The organism is Streptosporangium jomthongense, assembly GCF_042650425.1.
Classification (GTDB): Bacteria; Actinomycetota; Actinomycetes; order Streptosporangiales; family Streptosporangiaceae; genus Streptosporangium.
The window spans coordinates 611,897-635,510 of the sequence record NZ_JBHSBC010000001.1 but is presented as its reverse complement, the minus strand read 5'-3'; the positions used below and the strand labels follow the sequence as shown (position 1 = coordinate 635,510).

The 23,614-nt window shown below is 69.3% G+C and carries 20 protein-coding genes and 1 pseudogene; 8 read left to right on the top strand and 13 right to left on the bottom strand.

The genetic code is table 11. The features are described from left to right. Nucleotides 1-53 precede the first annotated feature (53 nt). The 3 genes from ACFOYY_RS02975 to glgB form a co-directional block, all read right to left on the bottom strand. A complete protein-coding gene (locus ACFOYY_RS02975; protein WP_386187541.1) occupies nucleotides 54-2,027 on the bottom strand; it encodes a S8 family peptidase in 1,974 nt (657 codons plus the stop codon). A 187-nt stretch (nucleotides 2,028-2,214) separates the two neighbouring features. Next, nucleotides 2,215-3,855 carry a glycosyl hydrolase family 18 protein gene (locus ACFOYY_RS02970; RefSeq protein WP_386187538.1) on the bottom strand — a complete coding sequence of 547 codons (1,641 nt, stop codon included), beginning with the start codon at nucleotides 3,853-3,855 and terminating at the stop codon, nucleotides 2,215-2,217. A 283-nt stretch (nucleotides 3,856-4,138) separates the two neighbouring features. Next, nucleotides 4,139-6,391 carry a 1,4-alpha-glucan branching protein GlgB gene (gene glgB / locus ACFOYY_RS02965; protein ID WP_386187535.1) on the bottom strand — a complete coding sequence of 751 codons (2,253 nt, stop codon included), beginning with the start codon at nucleotides 6,389-6,391 and terminating at the stop codon, nucleotides 4,139-4,141. A 187-nt stretch (nucleotides 6,392-6,578) separates the two neighbouring features. On the opposite strand from glgB, the gene ACFOYY_RS02960 reads away from it, so the two are divergent. Next, nucleotides 6,579-7,319, top strand: coding sequence for a DUF4328 domain-containing protein (locus ACFOYY_RS02960; protein WP_352015168.1), 741 nt, complete (start codon nucleotides 6,579-6,581; stop codon nucleotides 7,317-7,319). A gap of 5 nt (nucleotides 7,320-7,324) precedes the next feature. Here ACFOYY_RS02960 and ACFOYY_RS02955 read toward each other — a convergent pair whose 3' ends face one another. Continuing rightward, on the bottom strand, nucleotides 7,325-7,852 hold the full coding sequence (locus ACFOYY_RS02955; protein ID WP_386187531.1) for a hypothetical protein: 528 nt from the start codon (nucleotides 7,850-7,852) through the stop codon (nucleotides 7,325-7,327). A 303-nt stretch (nucleotides 7,853-8,155) separates the two neighbouring features. Here ACFOYY_RS02955 and ACFOYY_RS02950 point away from each other — a divergent pair, with 303 nt between their 5' ends. Further along, complete coding sequence (locus ACFOYY_RS02950; protein ID WP_352015170.1) at nucleotides 8,156-9,175, top strand: helix-turn-helix domain-containing protein; 1,020 nt, start codon at nucleotides 8,156-8,158, stop codon at nucleotides 9,173-9,175. A gap of 357 nt (nucleotides 9,176-9,532) precedes the next feature. Then, nucleotides 9,533-9,952 (top strand): hypothetical protein, encoded by a 420-nt coding sequence (locus tag ACFOYY_RS02945; RefSeq protein ID WP_352015171.1) that lies wholly within the window; start codon nucleotides 9,533-9,535, stop codon nucleotides 9,950-9,952. A gap of 185 nt (nucleotides 9,953-10,137) precedes the next feature. Here the strand turns inward: ACFOYY_RS02945 and ACFOYY_RS02940 are convergent, their stop codons facing one another. Then, on the bottom strand, nucleotides 10,138-10,395 hold the full coding sequence (locus ACFOYY_RS02940) for an ATP-binding protein (protein ID WP_352015172.1): 258 nt from the start codon (nucleotides 10,393-10,395) through the stop codon (nucleotides 10,138-10,140). Next, nucleotides 10,392-10,913 carry a hypothetical protein gene (locus tag ACFOYY_RS02935; RefSeq protein ID WP_386187527.1) on the bottom strand — a complete coding sequence of 174 codons (522 nt, stop codon included), beginning with the start codon at nucleotides 10,911-10,913 and terminating at the stop codon, nucleotides 10,392-10,394. Before ACFOYY_RS02935 ends, ACFOYY_RS02940 begins: the two co-directional genes overlap by 4 nt. A gap of 693 nt (nucleotides 10,914-11,606) precedes the next feature. Between ACFOYY_RS02935 and ACFOYY_RS02930 the strand changes: the two genes are divergently transcribed. Beyond that, entirely contained in the window at nucleotides 11,607-11,786 is a 180-nt protein-coding gene (locus ACFOYY_RS02930; RefSeq protein ID WP_352015174.1) for a DUF397 domain-containing protein, read from the top strand. A 47-nt stretch (nucleotides 11,787-11,833) separates the two neighbouring features. Here the strand turns inward: ACFOYY_RS02930 and ACFOYY_RS02925 are convergent, their stop codons facing one another. The 6 genes and pseudogenes from ACFOYY_RS02925 to ACFOYY_RS02900 all read right to left on the bottom strand — a co-directional run bounded on the left by ACFOYY_RS02925 (nucleotide 11,834) and on the right by ACFOYY_RS02900 (nucleotide 16,283). Next, a complete protein-coding gene (locus tag ACFOYY_RS02925; protein WP_386187524.1) occupies nucleotides 11,834-13,081 on the bottom strand; it encodes a glycosyltransferase in 1,248 nt (415 codons plus the stop codon). A gap of 342 nt (nucleotides 13,082-13,423) precedes the next feature. Continuing rightward, nucleotides 13,424-13,579: pseudogene (locus ACFOYY_RS02920) on the bottom strand (mycothiol transferase); the annotation flags it as partial. Next, a complete protein-coding gene (locus ACFOYY_RS02915) occupies nucleotides 13,578-13,916 on the bottom strand; it encodes an XRE family transcriptional regulator (RefSeq protein WP_362780523.1) in 339 nt (112 codons plus the stop codon). The pseudogene ACFOYY_RS02920 and the gene ACFOYY_RS02915, both read right to left, overlap by 2 nt. After that, nucleotides 13,913-14,113: a type II toxin-antitoxin system RelE/ParE family toxin gene (locus ACFOYY_RS02910; protein WP_352015210.1), complete on the bottom strand. Its 201-nt coding sequence runs from the start codon at nucleotides 14,111-14,113 to the stop codon at nucleotides 13,913-13,915. The genes ACFOYY_RS02915 and ACFOYY_RS02910 overlap by 4 nt, the downstream gene beginning before the upstream one ends. A 16-nt stretch (nucleotides 14,114-14,129) precedes the next feature. Continuing rightward, nucleotides 14,130-14,636, bottom strand: a complete 507-nt coding sequence (locus ACFOYY_RS02905) for a DinB family protein (protein WP_352015177.1) — start codon at nucleotides 14,634-14,636, stop codon at nucleotides 14,130-14,132. Nucleotides 14,637-14,768: 132 nt separating this feature from the next. Next, nucleotides 14,769-16,283, bottom strand: coding sequence for an alpha/beta hydrolase (locus tag ACFOYY_RS02900; protein ID WP_386187519.1), 1,515 nt, complete (start codon nucleotides 16,281-16,283; stop codon nucleotides 14,769-14,771). A 484-nt stretch (nucleotides 16,284-16,767) separates the two neighbouring features. On the opposite strand from ACFOYY_RS02900, the gene ACFOYY_RS02895 reads away from it, so the two are divergent. The 3 genes from ACFOYY_RS02895 (at nucleotide 16,768) to ACFOYY_RS02885 (ending at nucleotide 20,082) form a co-directional block, all read left to right on the top strand. Then, a complete protein-coding gene (locus tag ACFOYY_RS02895; RefSeq protein WP_352015179.1) occupies nucleotides 16,768-17,037 on the top strand; it encodes a hypothetical protein in 270 nt (89 codons plus the stop codon). Beyond that, nucleotides 17,030-17,665 carry a DUF6879 family protein gene (locus tag ACFOYY_RS02890; protein ID WP_362780529.1) on the top strand — a complete coding sequence of 212 codons (636 nt, stop codon included), beginning with the start codon at nucleotides 17,030-17,032 and terminating at the stop codon, nucleotides 17,663-17,665. Before ACFOYY_RS02895 ends, ACFOYY_RS02890 begins: the two co-directional genes overlap by 8 nt. Before the next feature lie 77 nt (nucleotides 17,666-17,742). Further along, on the top strand, nucleotides 17,743-20,082 hold the full coding sequence (locus ACFOYY_RS02885) for an ATP-binding protein (RefSeq protein WP_386187514.1): 2,340 nt from the start codon (nucleotides 17,743-17,745) through the stop codon (nucleotides 20,080-20,082). A 57-nt stretch (nucleotides 20,083-20,139) separates the two neighbouring features. On the opposite strand, the gene ACFOYY_RS02880 is transcribed toward ACFOYY_RS02885, so the two are convergent. Continuing rightward, on the bottom strand, nucleotides 20,140-21,264 hold the full coding sequence (locus ACFOYY_RS02880; protein WP_386187511.1) for a right-handed parallel beta-helix repeat-containing protein: 1,125 nt from the start codon (nucleotides 21,262-21,264) through the stop codon (nucleotides 20,140-20,142). A gap of 1,503 nt (nucleotides 21,265-22,767) precedes the next feature. Between ACFOYY_RS02880 and ACFOYY_RS02875 the strand changes: the two genes are divergently transcribed. Then, nucleotides 22,768-23,583 carry an AfsR/SARP family transcriptional regulator gene (locus tag ACFOYY_RS02875; protein WP_386187508.1) on the top strand — a complete coding sequence of 272 codons (816 nt, stop codon included), beginning with the start codon at nucleotides 22,768-22,770 and terminating at the stop codon, nucleotides 23,581-23,583. The last annotated feature ends 31 nt before the right edge of the window (nucleotides 23,584-23,614 follow it).

The following is a 23,614-nucleotide window of genomic DNA, read 5'->3' as shown; positions in this document are numbered from 1 at the left end:
CTTGGCGACAGGGTCCTGTGGCGGAGAACCTCTCCGAACCGGTGCCGGGGGCGTCAGGTACGGCGGGCGTTGACGTGCCTGCCCAGCAGTGAGGCCGACGCCGAGGGGAACGACCCCCGCAGCCGCCTGACCTCCGCCGTGGTGAGGGCGTCCCCGACCGACGTGGTCTCGTTCACCCTGGCGGTGAGGTTGACGGAGCCGCTGGCCCAGTTCAGCCAGGCCGCCAGCAGTTCGCTCTCGAACACCGTCCGCTTCGTCCGCTTGGCGGGCTTGAGCACCCGGCGGGCGGCGGCCGGGGTCGAGGCCCCGCCCAACTCGGGGAAGACCCTGCTGGCCTTGCCCACCATGCCGAGATAGCACCGGAGCGTCGCGTCCGTCAGCGTGCCCTTGCCCGTGCCGAACTCGGCGGCCCACTTGGCGGCGCTCAGCGTCTTCTTCGATGTCCCGCGCACGCACATCGTGGGCCTGACAGGCGCCGCGACGGCGGGCGGATCGACCGGGTCGGCGGTCACGGTCACGGTGACGGTCACCGTCGGCAGCGGGATCGGGACGGGTGCCTGGGTCGGCCCGACGGGCGGGGTGCCGGGTTCGGGGCTCGGGTCGTCGCCGGGCTCCTCGGGAACGTCGGAGTCTCCCGGGTCTCCGGGGCCGGGATCACCCGGGTCGCCGGGGTTCTGGGTCACCCCGGGGGAGGGGGCGGCGCCGGTGAGCGCGCCGTACAGGTCGAGGCGGGGGACGGCGACCCCGTCGTAGACGATCGGGCGGCCCGCGGCGGTGAGCCTGCCGGTGAGCGCGCCCGCCGAGGCGTCCGCGCCCGTCTCCGCGGCCCGCTGCGCCAGTACGGCCAGCGCCCCGGTGACGTGCGGGGTGGACATCGAGGTCCCGCTGTAGATCTCGGTCCTGCCGCCGGGGACCGAGGAGTCGACGTCGACGCCGGGGGCGAACAGGTCGAGGACGGAGCCGTGGTTCGACCAGTCGGGGACGCGGTCGGCGTCGTCGGTGGCGCCCACGGTCACCGCGCCGGACAGGCAGCCGGGCACCCCGGCGCCGGGGGAGCCCTCGTTCCCGGCCGCGGCCACGGTCGCGACGCCCTTCGCGAGCAGCGCGCCGAGGCGTCCCCTCATCTCCTGGACCTCGGGCTCGCCGTCGCAGGAGGCGCCGTAGAGACCGCCGCCGAGGCTCATGTTGACCGCGACGAGGCCGGGGACGGTGTCCTTCAGCCGCGTGAGGTATTCGAGGGCGAGCAGGAGCGAGGACTCGTAGGCCGTGACGCAGGGCTCACCGGCCCCGCAGTCGTCGACACGGCTGAAGACCTGGAGCGCCACGATGTCCGCCCCCGGAGCGACGGCGTGGGCGATGCCCGCGACGTGGGTGCCGTGCTCGCACAGGTTGACCTGGCCGTCCAGGCAGGCGGGGGCGGCGGCGTCGGCGGCGCGCTCGGAGGTGTCGGACTCCTGCCCGTTCGGGCACAGGGAGCGCACGCCCTCGTCGACGACCGAGAAGCAGGCCTGCCGTACGACCTTGCCCCCCAGGGCGGGGTGGGCGGCGTCGATCCCGGTGTCGACGATCGCGATCGTCGTTCCGCGTCCGTCGGCTCCCTCAGCGTGGGCGCGGTCGGCCCCGACGAGCGTCAGGCCGGAGGCGAGCGAGCTGGGGGAGTAGGTGCGGTCCCTGCGGATGGAGACCACCCGGGGGTCCTTGGCCAGCTCGGCCAGCGACTCACCGGTGCCCTGCACGACGATGAAGGAGGTGTCCTGGGGCTGGAGCACGACGTCGGTCTCCGGCAGCAGCCGTGCCTCGCCCGCGACCTGTTCGGCCTGCGCGGGGACGGCGAGCTCGACGATGGCGCGGGCGCCGTCCTCGTCGGAGACGAGCCCGGCCTCAAGCTTCTCCGGCTCCGGTGTCGTCTGGACCGTTTCCGCCGGTGGCTCCTCGGCGAGGGCCGGTACCGCGGGGGTCCCACAGAAAACGACGCAGAAAACGACGCCGAGCACGATCACCTGGGCCACGAGGGCTCGAAGTCGCACACGTCCTCCGGGGGTAAGGACAGCTCCGGCTGCTGATCATGCGATACGGAGTTTAAATACTGCTTTGTCGCCAGTGAATAGCACGTACCGGATTTGAAGGATCTTCTCAGCCCGAGTTCATCTCGGGGCCGGACATGGCTCGGCCCCCCGCGGCGTGTCGCGCACGGAGGGCCGAGTGTCCGAAATATTACTTGAGGCCGTTGGAGAGCGCGGTGATCAGCTCACCGTTGGGGGTGTCTCCGCTGGTCTCCCAGAAGAACGCGCCACCGAGGCCCTGGCTCTTGGCCCAGGCCATCTTGCTGGTGATGGTGGCGGGGGTGTCGTAGCTCCACCACTGGCCGTTGCAGAAGGCGTAGGCCGTACCGGCGATGGTGCCGTTGGAGGGGCACTTGGTCTTGATGACCTTGTAGTCCTCGATGCCGGCCTCGTAGGTGCCGGGAGCGGCACCGGTGGCGGTGCCACCCGGGGTCGACTGGGTCACGCCGGTCCAGCCACGGCCGTAGAAGCCGATGCCGATGAGCAGCTTGCTGGCGGGGATGCCCTTGCCCTTCAGCTTCTGGATGGCGGCGTCGGTGTTGAAGCCCTCCTTCGGAATGCCCTGGTAGGAGGTCAGGGGCGAGTGCGGAGCCGTCGGGCCCTTGGCGTCCCAGCCACCGAAGAAGTCGTAGGTCATCGGCATGAACCAGTCGAGGTACTGGGTCGCACCGGCGTAGTCGGCGAGGTCGATCTTGCCGCCGTCGGCGCCGTCAGCGGTGATCGCCGCGGTGACCAGGGCGCTGGAGCCGAACTTGGCGCGCAGCGCGGAGACGACCTTCTTGAAGGCGTCGGGGCCGCTGGTGTCGCAGGTCAGGCCACAGGCGTTCGGGTACTCCCAGTCGACGTCGATGCCGTCGAAGACGTCAGCCCAACGCGGGTCCTTGACGACGTTGTAGCAGGAGTCGGCGAAGGCCTGCGGGTTGGCGGCGGCCTGGGTGAAGCCACCGGACCAGGTCCAGCCACCGAAGGAGTAGATGATCTTGAGGTTCGGGTAAGCCTTCTTCAGCTTGCGGAGCTGGTTGAAGTTGCCGCGCAGCGGCTGGTCCCAGGTGTCCCCGACGCCGTCGACGCTCAGGTCGGCGCCGTAGGACTTGTCGTAGTCGGCGTAGGCGTCGCCGATCGCGCAGCGGCCACCGGCGGTGTTGCCGAAGGCGTAGAGCAGGTGGGTCAGCTTCGGCGCGGTGCCGCTGGTGACCAGGTTCTTGACGTGGTAGTTACGGCCGTAGACGCCCCACTCGGTGAAGTAGCCGACGACCTTCTTGTTCCCGGCGGGGCCGGTGGGCGTGATGGTCGGGGTCACGGTGGGGGTGACCGTGGGCGTCACGGTCGGGGTCACGGTCGGCGTGACCGTGGGCGTCACGGTCGGCGTCACGGTGGGGGTGACGGTCGGCGTCACCGTGGGCGTCGGGGTGGCGTCCCCGCCCTCACAAGGCGCGCCGTTCAACTTACAGTTCGTCACACCGGAGACTCCGCCGGGGGATCCGGTGAAGCCGAAACTCACCGTGGCACCCGCGGCCAGCGCACCGTTCCACGACTTGTTCGCGAAGGTGTAGTGGCTGCCGCTCTTGGTCATGTCGGCGTCCCACGCGGACGCGATCGACTTGCCGGCGGGGAGGTCGAACTCGACCTTCCAGCTGGTCAGGGCGGTCGAGCCCGCCTTCACCGTCACGTTGCCCTGGAAGCCGGTGCCCCAGTCGGAGGTGGTGGTGTAGACGGCGGTGGCGGAGGTGGCGGCCGTGGCGCTGCCCATCCCGATCCCCACCGGGACTATCAGCGCTGTGGCTGCGATCAAGGAGCCGATGGTCATTCGTCGCAAGGGTCGCTCCAGGTCAAAGAGTTCCTAGCCCCCGAATTCATAGGAAAGTTTCCTATTAGTTTCCAGAGCGTAGGTTCTCCTTCGTGGGCGGTCAATGGCTCGCTGACCGATATAAGGCGGATTTAAGGTTCACGGAAGCCTTGGCGAACCCGGTCTGAACGGAAAAGGGCCGGTCACACGCTGCGTGACCGGCCAGGCCCGACCGAAAAAATCTTCCTGTGACGTTGACCCGGCGGTTGTCCCGTCGGTCAAGGAACCCTCAGCGGCGGGCGGTCCTCCCGGTGCCCTTCCTCCCGGAGGTCTTCTTCACGGCCTCCCCGGCCGCCTCCGCGACGGGGCTCTCCGCGGCGGGACTCTCCGACGGCGCGTCGTGCCGGAGCCAGACGGCGCCCAGCGGCGGCACGCGCAGCCGCGCCGAGTACGGCAGGCCGTGCCGCTCCTCCTCGGCCGCCTCGACCGCGCCCATGTTGCCCACCCCGCTGCCCGCGTAGTCGTAGGCGTCGGTGTTGAGCGCCTCCTCCCAGGTGCCGGGAAGGGGCAACCCCAGCCGGTAGTCCTCGTGCGGCGCGCCGGAGAGGTTGACCACGCAGGCCAGCACCGAGCCGTCGGAGGCCAGACGCAGGAAGGAGAGAACGTTCCCCTGGGCGTCGTCGGCGTCGATCCAGCGGAAACCGTCCGGGGTGTCGTCCCGGGTCCACAGCGCGGGCGTCTCCCGGTAGATCCGGTTGAGGTCGCGCACCAGCCGCTGCACCCCCTTGTGGCCGTCGAAGTCGAGCACCCACCAGTCGAGACCTCGGACCTCCGACCATTCGGACCCCTGCCCGAACTCGCCGCCCATGAACAGCAGCTGCTTTCCCGGATGGGCCCACATGAAGGCGAAGAGCGCGCGCAGGTTCGCGAACCGTTGCCACTCGTCGCCGGGCATCTTGCCGAGCAGCGACCCCTTGCCGTGCACCACCTCGTCGTGCGACAGCGGCAGCACGAAGTTCTCCGAGAAGGCGTACATCAGGGAGAAGGTCATCTGGTGGTGGTGGTACTGCCGGAAGACTGGCTCGTGCGCCAGATAGGCCAGGGTGTCGTGCATCCAGCCCATGTTCCACTTGAACCCGAAGCCGAGACCGCCCAGGTGCACGGGCCGGGAGACCCCGGGCCACGCGGTCGACTCCTCGGCCACGGTGATGATGCCCGGCTGGTCCCGGTAGACCAGCGAGTTCATCTCCTGCAGGAAGGCCACCGCGTCGAGGTTCTCCCGCCCGCCGTACTCGTTGGGCCGCCACTCGCCCTCGCGCCGCGAGTAGTCCAGGTAGAGCATCGAGGCGACCGCGTCCACCCGCAGCCCGTCCACGTGGAACTCGCGCAGCCAGTACAGCGCGTTGGCGACCAGGAAGTTGCGCACCTCCCTGCGGCCGAAGTCGAAGACGTAGGTGCCCCAGTCGGGGTGCTCGCCCCTGGTCGGGTCGGCGTGCTCGTAGAGCGCGGTGCCGTCGAACCTGGCCAGCGCCCAGTCGTCCATCGGGAAGTGCGCGGGCACCCAGTCGACCAGCACCCCGACGCCCGCCGCGTGCAGGCTGTCCACCAGGTACCGGAAGTCGTCCGGGCCGCCGAAGCGGGACGTGGGCGCGTAGTAGGAGGTCACCTGGTAACCCCACGAGCCGCCGAACGGATGCTCGGCGACCGGCAGGAACTCCACGTGCGTGAACCCCATGTCCACCACGTACTCGACCAGTTCGACGGCCAGGTCCCGGTAGGACAGGCCGGGCCGCCACGAGCCGAGGTGCACCTCGTAGACGCTCATCGGCTCCTTCAGCGCGTCCGCCGCCGCGCGCCCGCGCAACCACTCCTCGTCGTGCCACTCGTAGGAGGAGCGCTCGACGACCGAGGCCGTGGCGGGCGGGACCTCGGTGCGCCTGGCCATCGGGTCGGCCTTGGCCCGCCACACGCTGTCGGCGCCGAGCACGTTGAACTTGTAGCGCTCGCCCTCGCCGAGGCCGGGGACGAACACCTCCCAGACCCCGGACCTGCCCAGCGAGCGCATCGGGTGGGCGGTGCCGTCCCAGTGGTTGAAGTCGCCGATCACCTGGACGCCCCGCGCGTTCGGCGCCCAGACGGCGAAGGCCGTACCCTCGACGTCCTCGTGCCGCATGACCCGCGCACCGAGCACCTCCCACAGCCGCTCGTGGCGCCCCTCGCCGATCAGGTGCAGGTCCACCTCGCCCAGCGTCGGCCAGTGCCGGTAGGGATCGGCCATCTCGTACGGCTCCGCGCCCGGATAGGTGACCAGGAACCGGTAGTCGGGGATCTTGTCAAGACCGGGAATCGTCACCGCGAAGACGCCGTGGGCCAGGTGCTCCATGTCATGGGTGTGATCGTCCACGACGACCTGGACCTTCTCCGCCAGCGGCCGCAGCGTCCTGACGGTCACGCCACCGGCCCCCGGGTGCGCGCCGAGGATCGAGTGCGGATCGTGGTGCGCTCCGCCCGCGAGCCGCTCCAGGTCCAAGTCCGCGTTCATGGATCACTCCCGTAGATCGGTATCCCCTAACCCTGCCCTACTCGGGCGTTACGACCCATGCCCTTGTCCGCTATCACCATGCGTGTCGCGAAAATGTGCGGATATGCGATGAGGAAAATCCTGTATGTCGCCATCACGTGGTGCGGAATACTGGCCGTCGGTTCCGTTGATCACCTGGAGGGCGGCGATGCGCGGTGACACGGCCGGGGCACCCGTTCCCGCACGCCCTCATCACTGGCCGCTGCCCGCGGAGACGGCCTTCCCTCCGCCGCCCCGCCCGCTGCGGCCGGTCAGAGGGCTCGCGACGGCCGTACTGACCCTGCTCGGCCTCGACACCCTCGTGGGGGCCGCCTGGGCGGTGGCGGCCGACCCCCTGGCCACCGTCGTCGAGGTCGTGGGTGAGGGCGCCCTCCCGCTGCTGTCGAACTCCGCGTTCCTGGTCGCCCTGACGGCCTCCAGAGCCTTGGTCAGGGCAGGTCTGGTCGTCGTCTTCCTGGTCTGGCTGGTACGGGCGCGCCTGAACGCCGAGTCCCTCACCCGGGTCCCGCACCGCTGGTTCAAGATCTTCATCGTGCTCGGGTGGGCGCTGCCGGTCGTCGGGTGGTGGATCCCCAAACAGATCGTGGACGACGTCTGGGCCGCCTCCCGCCCCGGCGGCGTGCGGGGGGAGAGCATCGGCAGGCAGCCGCACTCCTGGCTGGTGTGGGCCTGGTGGATCGCGTGGCTGCTGGCCTTCTGGGTGGTCCCGCTGTCGTCCGTCGCGCTGCTGAGCCTCGCCGGGCGCCCGCCCGAGGAGGTGGGCGCGCTCGTCGGGTTCGGCCTCGACCCGTTCACCTGGATCCCCACACTGCTGGCCGCCGCCCTGCTGGCCATCGTCGTGGTACGGATCACCCGCTTCCAGGAGGCACGGGTCGCGGCCGGAGGCTGACGGGCTCAGTGACCGCCGGTCCCACGGGCCGACGGGGCGGGGCTCTGGCAGGACCCCCGGATGAAGGCCTCGCCGTCGGCGAACTCCGCCCCCGGCTCCGGGTGTCCGAGGTTCGCCGCGTACGGCCTCGCGGGTTCCCCCGAGGTCGCCAGGCGGCGGGTCAGCCACTGCGCGAACCGTCCGTGGGCGGTGACCACCGCCGCGAAGGCCACCGCCAGCGCCGCGAGCACCGGCAGCCGCTCCTCTTCGGCCAGCAGGATGGACTTGGCGTCGGCGAACCCGGTCCTGGCCGAGGTCCAGCCGGTGACCAGCACGGTCACCCACCTGCCGCCGCGCCTGATGCCCGGACGCGCGGTCGCGGTGATCGCGGCCGGTACGGCGAGCACGACGAAGACGACGGTGATCATCACCGTCGCCACCAGGGTGAAGGAGGTGTCCACGCCCACGGCGACCGCGACCCCGCGCATCAGCAGCCGGGCCGCGAGGCCTCCCAGAACTCCCGCGACCAGCGCCCCCACCGCCGCCGCTAACACCACACGACCTCGAACTACATCCCCATATCGCATTTAAATGGATTTAGAGGGATTTTCCCGGCAGGGCAATCCCGAAAACGAATCCGGAACCTCCTTGTGACCCACCTGTTTGGAACGGTTCACAATCCCCGGCGCCGAAGACGTGTCAACCGCCCGGCGTGCCGATCGCAGCCGGTGGGCGGGCCGTCGAGGCGGCGAACATATGACTGCTACCCATGAGAAATTGACATGATCGAGTAACCATGGACAATCAACACCGTTTTGCTCATCGGTAAAGATCAACTGTGGAAGCCGGGGAGAGAGATGGCGCGAAGGAAGACGCCCCTGGAAGGCGACGGGCCGACCATGCGTTTCGCCGTCAGGCTGAGGGAGGCCCGCGAGAGGTCGGGACTCACGCTGCGCCGGTTGGCGGAGATCTCGGGGTACTCGCACAGCACTCTGTCCATCGCGGAGAGCGGCAGACGGCTGCCGACATGGGAGGTGGCCGCCGCGTTCGTCCAGGCGTGCGGCTCCCAGGACCTCGAACGGTGGCGCGGCTGGTGGGACGCCGCCTTCGAACACGAGGCGGCCCAGCCGGCTCCCGTCCCGGACGCCACGGCGAGCGCCGGACCGGAACCCGTCACCGGCCTTCCGCAGTCGACCGCATCGGACCCGGCCGGGACGGACGACCCGCCCGGCTCAGCGTCGTCGGCTTCCGCCGTACCCGACGCCCCCGTGGCCCGGGCCTCCCAACGACCGGGCCGGGGCGGGCCGCGCTGGTGGCACCTGCTGGTGGCGAGCGTGGCCTCCTCACTCCTGACGGCCACGGGTTTCCTGCTCTTCCCGGTGCTCTTTCCCGGCCACTCCCCGGTACGCGGTCCGGCGACGGCCGTCCAGCCTCCGGCGAACCAGTCCGGGCCGACCTTCCCCCCGGGCCCCGACCCCACCCCGGTGGCGGCGTGCGGCGGTGCCACGCCGGGCTATGGGTGTCACAAGAAGGATCCCGACGCCTCGGGGTGCTGGAAGACCGCGCAACTGGCCGCGGCCTCCACCTTCTCCTACAAGGGCAAGGCGGTGGGCAAGTTGGAGAACTGGTACTCGGCGGAGTGCGGCACCAACTGGGCGGCACTGCGGATGCCCAAGGGGTGGCGGGGCCGGGTCGAGATCGTCACGAAGACGACGCGAGACTGCTACCCCCTGGACTGCGTGAGCTTCTACGACAAGACCCCGCCCCTCTGGTCGAACATGCTGTTCGGCATGAACCGGTCCACCACCGCCCTCGGCTACGTGCGGTTTCCGAACGGGGAGACGAAGGAGTTCGAGGCGGCCACCCCGGGACCCTGACCCGGAGGCGTCGGCCGTACGGCCCGCGCCTGTTCGGTGTGGTTCCCGGTGGAAGCCCGTGTTCTCCTCCGGCATGTTGACACGCCGTTGAGCTGCGACGACACACCGGTTGTTCGTTGCTGTTCATGGATGTCCACCCCGCTGTCCGATCTCTTCCCGCGCCGTCGGCCCGGACGGTACGACAGGGCCAGGCCGGTGCGACCGACCTCCCGGCTTACCACTGCTCGCCTGCTCCGGCGGCACCGTGGCGGCACCGTGAGGCTGTTCCAGAGCACCGGCGTCCCTGCAAACGGATCCCGGTCAGCCGGTGAACGGAACCGGCGGCCGGATCAGGATCGGCATCGGAAGGACTTTCACATGCGTTTCCGACTACTGCGCGTCGCGGTGCCCACCGCCGTCGTGGCGCTCACCCTCGCCACCACCAGCGGGGTCGCCCACGCGGCGACGTCCCACCAGGTCGTCTACCACGCCGACGGCAACTGGGCGGGGGAGGTGTGGTTCAACGCCGGCACGCACAACATGGCCAAGGGCCGCAACTCCTTCACGGTGAAGGACACCTTCTGCGGCGACGGATGGAAAGTGGGAGTGCACTACGAGATCCCCGCGCTCAACATCTACCGCACGTTCATGCTCAACGGTGACTGCTCCGGGGAGAGCAGCTTCTCCGTCGTTTCCTACGACGTGGCGCCCTCCGCGATCCACTGGTGGGGCCTGAAGACGAGCACGACCGAGAACCTGACCACGTACGAGTCGCAGGTGAACGACTACGTCGACTGACGACCACGCCAGGGCCGTGACGGTGCGGGCGGCCGTCGCGGCCGGAGAAGGAGCGGGTGACCCCGGAGTGCCCGAGGCGGCCTGACCAATCGGCGACGGGGGACACGGCCGTGGAGGGACCACCTCCACGGCCGTTTCGCTCATCCGGCCGGGGGCCGGGGACGGGCGGCCAGACGCCAGCGGGCTCAGCCGGTCTTGCCCGGAGGGTCGGGCAGGGGCGTGACGCCGGAGGCGTCGGCGAGGGCGTCCACGATGCTCAGCCCCCTGCCGTGTACGGCCTCGACCTCCAGGTCCAGGTGGCGGGGCCGGTCGGGGCCGTGGTCGGTGACCCGTACGCGCAGCTCCCCGGCCCCCAGCCACAGGGAGAACCTGACCGGGGGCTCGCCGTGGGTGACCGCTTTGGCCGGCAGCTCACCGGTCACCAGGACCACGTCGTCCGTCATGCGCGCCAGCCCCCAGGAGCCAGCACGGTCCCCACGGAGCGGCGCGCCCCGCCGACGATCGACAGGTCGTACGGCAGGTCCCAGCAGGCGGTGCGCAGACCGTCCTGTGTCCGGCGCATCGGGGCTACCGGGGTCGTGGGGATGGAGGGCCCGCGTCCGGTTCCCGTGACCCGGGAAACTCCGGGGGCCGTGACGTCCGGACCGGCCGAGACGGCTCCCGGGAGGCTTGCCGGGACGCCGGCGCGGGGCGGTGCGGTCTGTTCGGCGGCGCGCATCAGGCGGCACAGCTCGTCCGCCGAACCGGCGCACACGACCAGGGACTCCAGAGTCGGCCAGACGGCGGCGTAGAAGCACCGGGTGGCCACGCCGTACCAGACGGCCCAGGCGGGCTCGATCTGGTCCGGCTGCTCGGCGCCGGCCCGGTTGGCGGGGTCCCACCTGCGGACCCGGGGCTGGGAGAAGGGCTCACCACGCCGGTGCCGCCCACCGAGCCGCACCCACGTCTCCCTCCAGATCACGCCCCTCCCTCGGGCACGGCACGCTCCCGGCGTATGGCGCGCCTCCGGGGAAGGCCGTCTCCCCGGGGGAGACGACTCCGGGAAGCGGAGCGTTTCCGAGGGCGACGGTCCTGGGGATCGGAGTGCTCGTGGGAGAGGCGGTCCTGGGGAACGGGGCGTTCTCGGGGGAGAGCGTGGTCGCGTCCTCGGAGAATGTCGAGGACCGGAAAGCCGTCTCCTCATTTCCTTTACGCGGAAGTGACATCCCCCTGCCCGGCGAACATCCGTCCGCTCCGTCCCGGCAATGCGTTTTCCGACCCTCGACGTGCATTTTTCACCCCTTTGATCCGGACATATCCGGAGGTTTCTATGGTGGTGGTGTGAGGGGCGCACTACATGCATGACAAGGTCTCTCATAGGAGCTTCTTCGCGTCCCCGCCCGCTTCGCAGGGTGCCCCTGACCGGCTATGTTGAGCACGAAAAGCCGAACCACATCGTGGCCACAGTTTGTACTGCGCTGTGCTGAAACTGTGCTGGTGTGCTGACGCTGTAACAATCCCCTGGCGGACGGAGGAGAAATGTCCGTGATATCCAAGGCCGATCCTTCGGCCAAGCCTCTGGTCATCCGGGGCGAGCCCGGCATCACCGAGGAGCAGGTGGACAAGGCCGTCGCCGCCCGACTGTGGACCTGAGCGACGAGCTGAAGACCACGGCTTGACGCAAGGCCACCAAGACGGCTCCGGCCAGGGGAACTGTCTTGAGGTGGCTCCGTTGTCGGGTGGTCGGGTGGGGATCCGTGACACCGAGGTGCCCGATCAGGCGCCGTTCGTGGTGAGTGCGAGTGTGTGGGACGCCTTCGTCGACGGCGCCAAGAAGGGTGAGTTCGACTTCTGACGGTGAGCCTGAGTGAGGCCGCCACCATCCGTGTGACCTCTGAGAAGTCAGCCCGCGGGCAGCGCGGACCCGCTCCGGCCGATCATGTCGAGCAGGAGCCTCGCGGCCCGCTCCGCCCCGTCGGTACGGACCGTCCCGGCCACGACGGCCGCGCGGGCACCGGTCTGGGGGGCCAGGGCGATCCTGAGCGCGGCCGACAGCGAATCGGCGGTCGGCGTCGGACCGTCGTGTTCCGCGCCGATGCCCAGTTCGGTCACCCGGCTCGCCCAGTACGGCTGGTCCGCGACCTGAGGCACGATCACCTGCGGCGCTCCGGCACGGGCCGTCGTCGTCGTGGTGCCCGCGCCGCCGTGGTGCACGACGGCGGCCACCCGGCTGAACAGCGCCTGCTGGTTGACCTCGCCGACGACGAAGCAGTCGTCCCGGTCGTCGATCGCGGTCAGGTCGGCCCAGCCGCTTCCGAGCAGGACACGGCGACCCAGCACCCGAACCGCCTCGATGACGGCCCGCGAGATCTCCTGGGCGCTCGCGCCCCGCATCGGCATACTGCCGAAGCCCACGTACACCGGCTTGTCCCCGGCGGCCAGGAACGCCTCCAGGCCGGCAGGAAGCGGGCGCTCGTCCGGCCTGATCCACGCGCCGGTCTGCGTCACGTCGAGCTCCGGCGTCTCCTGCCAGGGACCCAGGACCGGGTCGGTCGCCAGGAACGGGCGGCCGGTGAAGACATGGTCGCGGATGCCGTCCACCGGGGGCAGGCCGACCGACGCCCGATGGTTGTTGATCGTCTCGCCGAACAACGCGTCCTTGTGCTCGGCGTCGAGGGCCCACAGTTCCCGGTTGCCGGTCACCCCCTCGGGGACCACCTGGCCCGGCCAGGGACGAGGCGCGTGATGCGGCGACGGCAGGTAGGAGGGGGAGAGGGAGGCGAACACGTAGGGCGCACCCAGCTTCTCGGCCGCCGCCCGCGCACCGGCCACGGCGGGGAAGGAACCGGTCGCCACCACCGCGGCGCGGTCGCCGGCCGCCTCGACGACCGTCTCGTAGGCCATGGCGGTCAGCTCGGCGGCGATACCGGACAGGCCCGCCTTCGCCTTGTCGGGGATCGCCCCCGTCGCCAGCGCGCGGATCGGCCAGCCGAGAGGACTCATCGGCACGCCGACATCGTCCAGCAACTCCGCGAAGTCCGGCGGCGCGCACACCCGCACCTCGGCGCCGAGCGCCCGTAGCCGCACCGCCAGCCCCGTCATCGGCTCGACGTCCCCGCGTGATCCGTAGGTCACCAACACAACGCGCATTCACGGCCCCCGATGTCCGTACGTTCCGGTGTCGAAGGGGGATTGTGCGGCACAACCGGGGCCTTGTGGCAAGTCCCCCCATGCGCTATAGCTTGGTAGTGGCAGGAGATGTACATCCCTCTTGCCCTTTTAGTCGTTTCGCCGCCCGGCAGGTGACCTCTCCGCCTCGGGAGACGACTTCGGCATCCGCAGCCCGGCAGCCCATGGACGACCTGGGACCGTCCACGTCAAGGCGGTGCGGCGAAAGCCGGTGCTCGCACCGGAGGGGACATCGCGCCACCGGGAGACCGGCTCTCAACCACCGGTCCTTTCCGGCTTACCTGGTCTGTCCCCTGGAGAAGGTCACTCGCCGTCGAGGCGTTCGCGGAGCAGGTCGGCGTGGCCGTTGTGGCGGGCGTACTCCTCGATCACGTGGACGAGGATCCAGCGGTGCGAGAGCCCTGCCGCTCTCCGATGGTGCCCAGCGCCTTCACCAACGGCTGGGTGAACGGGTCGGTCAGGCGACGGTGTGTTCGGCGTCGCCGAAGTCCGCCACCACGCGGAGACGCCCGCCCAGAGCTTCGATGTGGGAACGCAGGGTCGCGACCTCGACGCGGTCGATGTCTCCGTGTTCGATGGCCGAAACCCTTGGGCTTGAGACCCCCATGACGGCGGCCACGTCGCGTTGGGTCAGGTCCGGCTCATGCCTGATCTCCATGAGCCGGTACGCTCTGATCTCCGCCGCGAGCCGGTCCATCGCGGCAGACTTCTCGGCGTCGGACCGTACCGTCAGCCCGGCGGCCTGACGCTGCTCCCTGGCCCGTCGCCTCACTTCGTTCCAGCTGACCGCGCTCATTCGTACTCCCTGCTGGCCAACTCCGGCAGGTGTTCGGCATATCGCTTTTCCGCCGGCGGCACGTTCGTGTCATACCAACGCTGCCGGTTACCGGCCTTGTCACCCGCGACCAACAGCACTGCCCGTCGGACCGGATCGAACGCGAACAGGATGCGAATCTCACTCCCCTTCGACGAACCTGGCCGCGGCTCCTTGATGACAGAGAGAAGTGGGCTACTCGCCGACGGCGCCGTCGAGGCGTTCGCGGAGCAGGTCGGCGTGGCCGTTGTGGCGGGCGTACTCCTCGATCATGTGGACGAGGATCCAGCGGTGCGAGACGTCCTGGCCGTGACGCTGCTGCCTGCCGACGGCGTCGAGCGGCACCCGGGCCGAGATCTCGCGCGCCACCTCGATCTCGGCCCGCCAGATGGCGAAGGCCTCCTCCACGGAGGCGGTGTCCACGTCGTTGAAGTCGGAGTCGGGGTCCTCGGCCTTGCTGTAGAGAAGCGGGACGTCCTCGCCGTCCAGCACCCGGCGGAACCAGACGCGTTCCACATGGGCCATGTGACGAACCAGGCCGAGCAACGACAGGGACGACGGCGGCACGGAACGCTCACGGAGCCGTTCCTCGGGCAGGCCGGCGCACTTGACGGCCAGAGTCTCGCGGTGCCAGTCGAGCCAGCTGTCCAGCATGGCGCGTTCGTCGGCGATGAAAGCGGGGGAAACGCGGTCGTCGGTCATGACTCGTGGTCCTCTCATCTTGATCGGCCCTGATCACCGTCGCCCAGCCTCTCACGGAGGTCCGACAACCTCTCAACACCTTTTCGTACGGCGGGGCCCGCCGTACGAAAAGGGCTCCGCCGTACGGCAGGGTCAGCGGAGGCGGGTGACCGGCAGGGGAGGGATGGCCTTCAGACAGGAGCGGTCACCGGTCGAGCCGGTGCGGATGAAGGCCGTCGCCAGTCTGGCCGCGCAACCGGTCTCCTCCCAGGTCGGGACATGTCCCGAGGAGGGAACCTCCACGAAGGTGCTCACCGGGAACTGCTCCGCGGCCCGGCGCCCCTGGGAGACGGGGGTGTTGGTGTCGAGCTCACCGGAGAGCACGAGCACCGGGACGCGGGGCGCGGTGCCGTGGCCCGCGGGCCGGTCGGTACGGGGCCATTTGAGGCACAGGTCGGCGCCGTCCATCACGGCCTCGGTCCAGCCACGCGCGCTGAACGGCCCGAACCGTCCCTCGGCCCGTCGCAGCGCCCCGGCGAAGACGGCGGTACGGTCCGCGACGGTGGCCCGCCGGTCCCACACGGTCGGATAGTCGTTGCAGACGATCGACAGGGCCTGGGCCCTGGTGGCCCGCTTCTCCGGCGGCTGGGAGGCGAGTCCCTCGGCGAGCTGCCCGGCCAGGGCGACGAGCGGGGCCGTGTCACCGGAGACCGCCCGCGAGACCACGGCCGGCAGCTCGGACCAGACCCGCGGGGTGCCGTTGCCGCTCGCCACGTAGAAGTGGATCAGGGCGAGCATGTGCTCGTCGAGCAGCAGGGTACGGCGACGCCCTGAGACCTCGATCTCGAAGGGAATGGGGCGTTCCCGCAGGCGGGCGGCCAGCCGTTCGAGGTTGGCGACCGCCTTCTCACCCTGGCAGGCGCCGTCGCTGCGCGCGCACAGCCGCAGCAGGACCCGTTCGACCGCCCGCGCGTTCGGACGGCCCAGCGGGTCGAAGCGCAGGGGATAGGCCCCGGACAGGACGACGCTGCGGGTGTGCTCCGGGTGCCGGAAGGCGTAGACGGTGCTCAGATAGGTGCCGTAGGACACGCCGTACAGATCGACCCTGTCGACGCCGAGGCGTGAGCGGACGGCGTCCAGGTCGTCGGCCAGCTCCGCCGAGGTGTAGGCCCGTGCCCGCTCCCCGAGCCGCCGTCCGCACGCCTCGACCTCGTCGATCTGCCGCTCTCTGGGGAGCAGGTCGTAGTCCGCGGGGACACCGCAGTCGACCGGCTCCGATCCGCCGGTGCCGCGCGGGTCGACCAGGAGCAGGTCGTGGTCGTCGCGCAGGGCGGTCATGTCCTCGGCGAAGCGTTCCGCGTAGGCGATCGCCGGTTCGCCGGGACCGCCGCTGACCACCATGACCGTTCCCGCCGGGGGACGGCCGACGTCGGTGCGCGGCAGCAGCGCGTAGGCGATCCGGTTCGTGCCCGCTGAGGGGTCGGCGCGGACCAGCGGCACCGTGATCTCTCCGCAGCGGGCCGCCGTTCCCTTCACGACCGGGCAGGGGACGTCGGAGACCGCCACGGCCGTGGGGCGTGATCCGCCCGCCAGGGCAGGCAGTACGGGCGTCACGGCGGCCAGGGCGGCGCCGATCATGAGGGCGATGGGGATATGTCGCTTCGCCACGGGCCTCTCCTGTTTGTGAGCGATGGAAGAGCCCGTCGATCCTCACGGCGACGCCGTACCCGGCGACATCCCACCAGCGCCTCTCTTCTCGTGGTGCTGGCTGTACTCGGGATGACGGCGCCCGCGAGTGCCGGAAGCGGCTTTTCGGAGGCCGATATCTCGGGCGTGCCGTTCTTGGTGTCTTCGGCGTCCGGTGTCTGCCGGAAACGGTGCCCAAAGGGGGTGACGTCGGAATACGAGACCATGATCGTTTGCGGGAAAAAGGCTTTCTGTGGAGACAATCCCCAGGTCAGGGGTGTCCATGGCCTCTCGGCTGGGTTGGGTGATTGCCGGTTATTGGTCTGCTTTCATCCTGTTTAGGGCTAGCCGTTTGTTTTTTGGGTGATGTTCGGCGGCGAAGGCGAACTTTCCATTGTTCCGGGAGGCCGTCTCGCATATGCTCCGTGCAAGTCACACGTACGGCCAAGCCGACTGGGAGGCAGGCATGGCTCGTTCCTGGGAGGCTGACCCGTCCGCGTTGTTCCAACGGCGCCTGGGGAAGTCGGCCAAGGAGCTTGACCGTTCCGACGGTCGAGACGAGTGCCCCGACATCTGGCAGCTGGACAACGGTGACATCGCGGTGATCGGCAGAGATCTCACCGCCGTCTACGAGCCGCGTCTGCCGGAAGGCGTCTCCCTCGCTCCGGACGAGCGACTGGTCGTCATCCCCGGCATCATGCTCAGCGTCGCGAAACCGGACATCGCCGATGTCTGACCTCCGCGCTCCCCATCTCATCCCCGCCCAGGGCGAAAGGCTCGTCAGAGAGGCCTACCGGCGCGACTTCCGGCAGCGGGAGGCGGTCCTCCGCAACCGTGACTCCTGGAAGCTCGAACGGCGCCAGCACTTCGAGGAGCAGGCCGTTCCCAGCTACGACGCCTTCCGCCGGGGTGACTGGGACGAGTCGATGCGGCTGCTCGAAGAGCGCACGGACAGCCTGCTCGCCATGACGCGTGAGGACGAGCTCCGCAACTCCTTCTTCCACCGGGTGCGGGTCGTCGAGACGCCGCTCACGCCGTACATGCGCTGGGAGCTGCGCTCGCTGCGGATGCGCGCGGAGTGCGGCGAGCGGATCCGGGTGGTCGGCGCCGAGGCGGTCGCGGCCTTTGAACGCGGCGGCCCGCTTCCCGAGGTGGTCGTCCTCGGCGGCCGGACTCTCTACCGTGTCCTCTACACCGAGGGCGGTGTCCCCGACGGCGCGTTCCGCTACACCACTCCCCACCTCGTCAGGGGTTGGGAGGACTACATCAGAGGCCTCTACGAGACGGGCGAGGACGTCAGGTCCTATGTCGACCGGGAGCTCACCTCCCTCTCCTCGTCCACGGTCGGGTCGAAAACGGAGTAGCCGTCAAAAAGCACAGAGAAGATGAAGAACACCCCGGCGGTTCGTACTCCGAACTGTCGGGGTCCTCACGTGACGTCGTGCAGGCCAGGAACGTCAGCGGGGGAGTGCACTTCCACGACCACGGCGGCAGGAACAGGGGCGCCTCCCCGGCTCCGGTGCCGCGCCAGCTTCCCGCGGACGTGCGAGGGTTCGTCAACCGCGTCGAGGAGTTCGAACGGCTGAACGCGGTCCTGACCGGTGAGGACGGCGACCCCAGGGTCATCTCGGTGTGCGTGATCGCCGGGACGGCCGGTGTCGGCAAGACCTCGCTCGCGTTGCGCTGGGCCCACCAGATCCAGGAGCGCTTCCCCGACGGGCAGCTCTACGTCAACCTGCGCGGCTACGACCCCGGAGAGCCGGTAACCGCCTACGACGCGCTGCACCGGTTCCTGGTCGCCCTCGGCGTCCGCGCCCACTCGGTGCCGCAGGACCTCGACGCCGCCGCCGCGCTCTACCGCTCACTGCTGGCCGGCCGCAGGATGCTGATCGTCCTCGACAACGCGGCCATGGTGAGCCAGGTCCGCCCCCTGCTGCCCGGCAGCGCGGGCTGCCTGGTCGTCGTCACCAGCCGCAGCCGTCTGTCGATCCTCGCCGTACGCGACGGGGCGCACCGCCTGACGCTGGGCACGCTCCCCGAGCCGGAGGCGGTCGCCCTGCTGCGGGCCGTCACCGCCGGATACCGTCCTGAGGACGACGAGAGCAAGCTCACCGAGCTGGCCAGACTGTGCGCCCGGCTGCCGCTGGCCCTGCGGATCGCCGCGGAACGAGCCGTCAGCTACCCCCACATGCGGCTGGACGACCTGATCGCCGACCTGCGTGACGAGTCCGCCCTGTGGGACGCGCTGAGCACCGGGGACGACGAGGAGGCCGGGGCCGTACGGACGGTGTTCGCGTGGTCCTACCGCGCGCTGCCCGACCAGGTCGCCCGGCTCTTCCGGTTACTCGGTCTGCACCCGGGCCCCGAGTTCGGGCTGCACGCCGCCGCCGCGCTCGGCGGGCTGACCCCGAGCAGGACACGGCAGCTGCTGGACTCCCTGGTCGGCGCCCACCTGCTCGAACAGACGACGCCGGGCCGCTACCAGTTCCACGACCTGCTGCGCGCCTACGCCGCCGACCAGGCGCAGCGGGACGGCTCCTACGACGACCGGCAGGCCGCGCTCCGCCGCGTCCTGGAGTGGTACCTGCACACCGCCGACGCCGCCCAGAACTGGATCGGCCCCGCCGAGAACCGGATACGGCTCACACCTCCCATGGAGGGTGTGCGACCGCTGACCTTCGCCGACTACGACACGGCCGTCGACTGGTCGGAACGCGAGCACGCCAACCTCCTGCAGGTCGCCAGGACCGCTATCTCCGCCGGATACGACGAGCTGACCTGGCAGCTGGCGGTCGTGCTGGCCAACAGCCAGCCGCCCTCGGCGCCGGTCGCCGACTGGCTGGAGGTCGGCAGACTCGGCCTGGCCGCGACGGAACGGCTCGGCGACCTGCCCGCCCGGGCACGGCTGCTCACCGAGTTCGGCATCGGCTACGTCCGGATCAACCGCCTGGACGACAGCCTGGAGAGCCACCGCCAGGCGCTGGCGATCTGGACCGAGGTGGACGACCGGCTCGGCCAGGCCCACTCGCTCAACCTCATCGGGCTGGTCAACCTCCGCAGGAGGCGGTTGGACGAGGCGGCGCAGCACTTCGAGCGGGCCGTCGCCGCCTTCAGGGAGCAGGGTTCGGCGCACTGGGAGGCCACCACCCTGGCCAACCTCGCCAGCACCCACTACCACGCCGGACGGCTCACCGAGGCGGAGCAGGCCGTACGGCGCGCACTGGAGATGCACCGCTTCCTTGAGAGCAAACGCGGCGAGGGCAACGCGCTGCGCCTGTTCAGTGACGTCCTGCGTGAACGGGGCGAGGTAGAACAGGCGCTGGCCACGGCGAACGAGGCGGTCGAGATCGCCCTCGTGCTCAGGAACAACCGGCTTGAGGGCTTCTGGCTCATCGCCCTTGGCAACGCCCAGCGGGCGGCCGGGCAGTTCGTCGACGCGCTGGCCTCCTTCCAGCGCTCGGCCACGCTCCACCGGCGCCTCGGGGACCGCAGCCGGGAGGCACTGGCCTGGTACGGCACCGGCGAGACCTTCTACGCGCTCGACCGGCACGGGGAGGCGGCCGACTTCCACCGCCAGGCCGCCTCGATCCACCACATGCTCGGCGACACCTGGCACGAGGCCCTGGACCTCGACGCCCTCGGCGCGTCCCTGGTGGAGGAGGACCCCGAGGCGGCCAGACGGCACTGGACGAAGGCGCTCGGCCTGCTCGCCGACTACGACGACCCCCGCGCGGCCGGGATCCGCCACCGGATCGAGCGACGGATCACCTCGGACGGCTGAACGGCTCCCGCCGTGTCCCGGCGGGAGCCGCCTCAAGCGTCAAGGTCGAAGGCGGGGTCAGGCGCAGGTGAGGCCGGACTTGGGCTTGGGGCCGCACGGACCCCGGTTGCCGCCGCCGTCCGTCACCGAGCCGGGCCTGGCCCAGATGAGGAAGCCGCCGTTGGCCAGGCCGCCGTTGCGCGCCACGGTGAGGGCGGCCTGCGTGAGGGTGCCGGTGAACAGGTGCAGGCCACCGCGGACGGTGTTGCCGCCCAGGTCGGTGAGCTTGCGGGGGGTCATGCCGTTGGCGAAGAAGATGTTGTCGGCCACCGGGTCGGGGTTGACCCCGGCGAGGTTCTGGTTGACCAGCAGGCCGACCGTCTTGTTGCTGTGGAAGACGTTGTTCTTCACGGTCGTGAGGGCGAAGCCGCCGGTGCTCAGCAGTCCGACGGAGTTGTTCATGAAGACGTTGCCGTCGAAGGTGGTCCGCTGCCCGCCCTTGACCTCAAGGGCGGTGTCGGCGTTCCTGAAGAGGTTGTCCTGGAAGACGTCCTCACCCGCGTCGGCGGCGACGGTCACCGGGAAGTTGTCGAAGACCGTCCCGTTGTAGACGCCGCCGGACCTGGCGGTCGTCAGCCTCCCTTCGCTCAGCGTGCTCGACGCCACCGTGACCTCGGGGGAGTCCTGGACGCTGACCTCCCCGTGCACGACGCACTGCTCGACCGTCGCCGTGGACTTCAGCACCGTCAGGCCCGTCAGGAGGCACAGGGCCGGGTTGCTGCCCGCCACGGTCAGGGTCGCGTCCTGCACCCGGGTCGCCCCCGCGGTGACCTGCACGTCGGAGAGCGTCGCCTCCACGGTGCCGCCGGTGGTGCCCGGCTGCACGGTCACCGCCTCCCCGCCCGTTCCCACGATCTTGCCGTTCTTCACGGTCACGCCCGAGGCCCGCAGGGTGAGGCCGGTCGCGGTGAGGACGTGCCCGCCCAGGTCGAGGGTCACGCCGTCGGTCGCGATGGTCAGCCCGCCGCCGGCGCACACCAGGTCGGCGGTCAGGGCGGCGTCCGCGGTCAGTGTGTCGCCGCAGTTCACCGCGGCCGCGCTCGCCTGCGCCGGTACGGCCCCGACTCCGGCGACCAGCAGGGCGCACGCCAGCAGCGTCCCCGATCCGGATAAGATTCCCTTTGTTTTCCTTCCGTGATCCATGTTCGATTCTCCAGACTCCCGATGAGTTTTCCCGTGTTTTTCCCGAGCCGATGAGAAGGTTTTTTCGGCCGGAAGGATCACCGACAAGATTGCCCCTCCCACGGCGATCACGGAAGTCAGTGAATTGGTCCGTCAGGGTTTGTGGATTCAATCCGTTCCGGGAGTGGCGCGCGTGGCGTGTGTTATGTCACGAGGACTATGGGGCGGCCGAAACACCTGGTGCGTCGCGGGGCTGTACGGGTGGTGAGGGTGGGACCGGATTCACCCTATGGGGTGGGCGGCGCGCTCCCGTTCATCGGTTTGTGACGACCCAAAGGGCCTGTCCTGGTGATTTCCATTGATTACGAAAGAGCTATGGGAAATCCTTATGCACGCTCTTCCCGGTCTTCTCCACGGCTTACGGACCCCTTTTTCTTCCTTTTCTTCGGCTTCTCCGGGGGCCTCCGCAAGGACGGCCGTGCCGGGGGCGAACCGTCGTGAACCGTGGGCGGCGAACGGGCTCGGGCCTGCTCCTGATCGACGCTCTCGGCATGAGATCGATCGGTTTGGCGCACGGCCCTGGTCGGATGCCTTTGGCCGGGCCGGGCGTGTACGGCGGAGCCGGTGGACGGTCGGTCGATCCTCGCATGAGAGGTGATTCGGAGCCGGTGCCCCGTCGCCTCCACCACTACGGTGTCGTGGCCGATGGCATGTCACGCTCGTTTTTCTTGATTGGGATGCCGGAGGGGCGGGCCTTGGCGCTCGTTCCGGCCGGTACGGCCGTGCGTGGCCTGTATTCAATTGGTTGAACCAACTCCCATTCCGGTTGGGTTTCATGCGTATTTGTTCGGCTACTGTCCGCGTTATTTCTCCGGTTCCGGAAGGTTCTGGTACGGGTTCGGTGTGCAGAGGGCGACGGGGGCTGAAATCTTCCTTCGAAGACGGGAATCATGTGGCACGGTGCCGAGGTCCGGACTGGAATCGTAGAACCGTTCGTCTATCACGGACGGGCATCGAAGATCAAGTGATTTTCTCGGTCGCTCTGCTTGTTTCGGTGGGGAGGGTTGCGGCATGATCCGATTGATCGCTCATCTCTCTTTCTGGTGTTGTCCATTCGTCAAGGATGGCCGAAATCATTGTTCAGGATTTCCGAAAGGCGCGGCTCCTTGTTGCGGACGGATCGACGTCGTTCCACCCGAACAGGAGTGGAACCGCTGGTCGCCCAGAGCCGTGATCGGCCCGCTCACCACTGCCGGGACACGACAGGCTCCGAGGGTTTCCCCTGGTAGGTTGACCCGAAGCGGTCGCCCGCCATGATTTTCGATAATGAGGCCAAATGCTCGATCGATGGTTCCCTGGAAACTCCCCCAGGTGGCTGGGCCGGTTGCCCCTGACGATCAGGCCTGCTGTTTTCCTGGGGTGCTGACGAAGGCGTCGAGAGTCTGTCCGAAAATAAAAACCTGGCGAACAACGGAAGATCATGTAAGTATTTTTGAGGTAGTTTCCCACTGCATCGAGGTGTGCATGACCCTGTTCAGGATGCTTGGTACGGTCGATATAGGAAAGGTTGACGCCCTGCCCGGATCGACGCCTTCTGGAATGCCCAAGGGGCTGCTTCTCACCCTGCTTCTCACCCCGGATTCCTGGGTGACGCGATCGGCCGTCATCGATCTTCTCTGGGAAAGTCCGCCGAAATCCGCGGAGGCGAATCTGCGAACATACGTCTGTGTCGTACGGCGATGGCTTTCCGCTCATTCGCTGGAGCGTCGGCTGACCACCGTTCGGAGCGGGGCCCATCAGTGCGCCGCGTACCGGGTCTCAGCGTCCGGCGAGGACGTGGACGCGTTCGTTTTCACCGAACTGCTGGAGAAGGGACGGCGGCTGCTCCGAACCGGCCACCGGAAGGCGGCGGCCGACACACTGAATCGAGCGGAGTCGCTCTGGCGTGGCACGGCGGGCGCGGACGCCCAGGGTTCCCAACGTCTGCAGGCCAAACTCGGCCTGCTGAACGAACTGCGGCTTGAGGCCTCCAGCCTGCTCAACGAGGCGATGATCCTTCTCGGCGATCTCAGACCGCTCAGCCACCGAATCGAGAACCTGCTCACCGAACATCCGCTCCATGAACGCCTCTGGGCGCAGTTGTTGAGGGTCCGCTATCTCATGGGAGAACCCACCAGAGCTCTGGACACCTACCGGCGAGCGAGTGCGACCCTCAGGGAGGAACTTGACGTGACGCCGGGGCCACTCCTGCAGCGTCTTCACCAGGCGGCGCTCTCTCGCGACGACGAGATGATGAGATTTCCTCGGCGGTTGCCGATCATCGGCGCGGAACAGAACTGATCAGGGCCGGTGCGTCCCGGTGGAGTGCTCT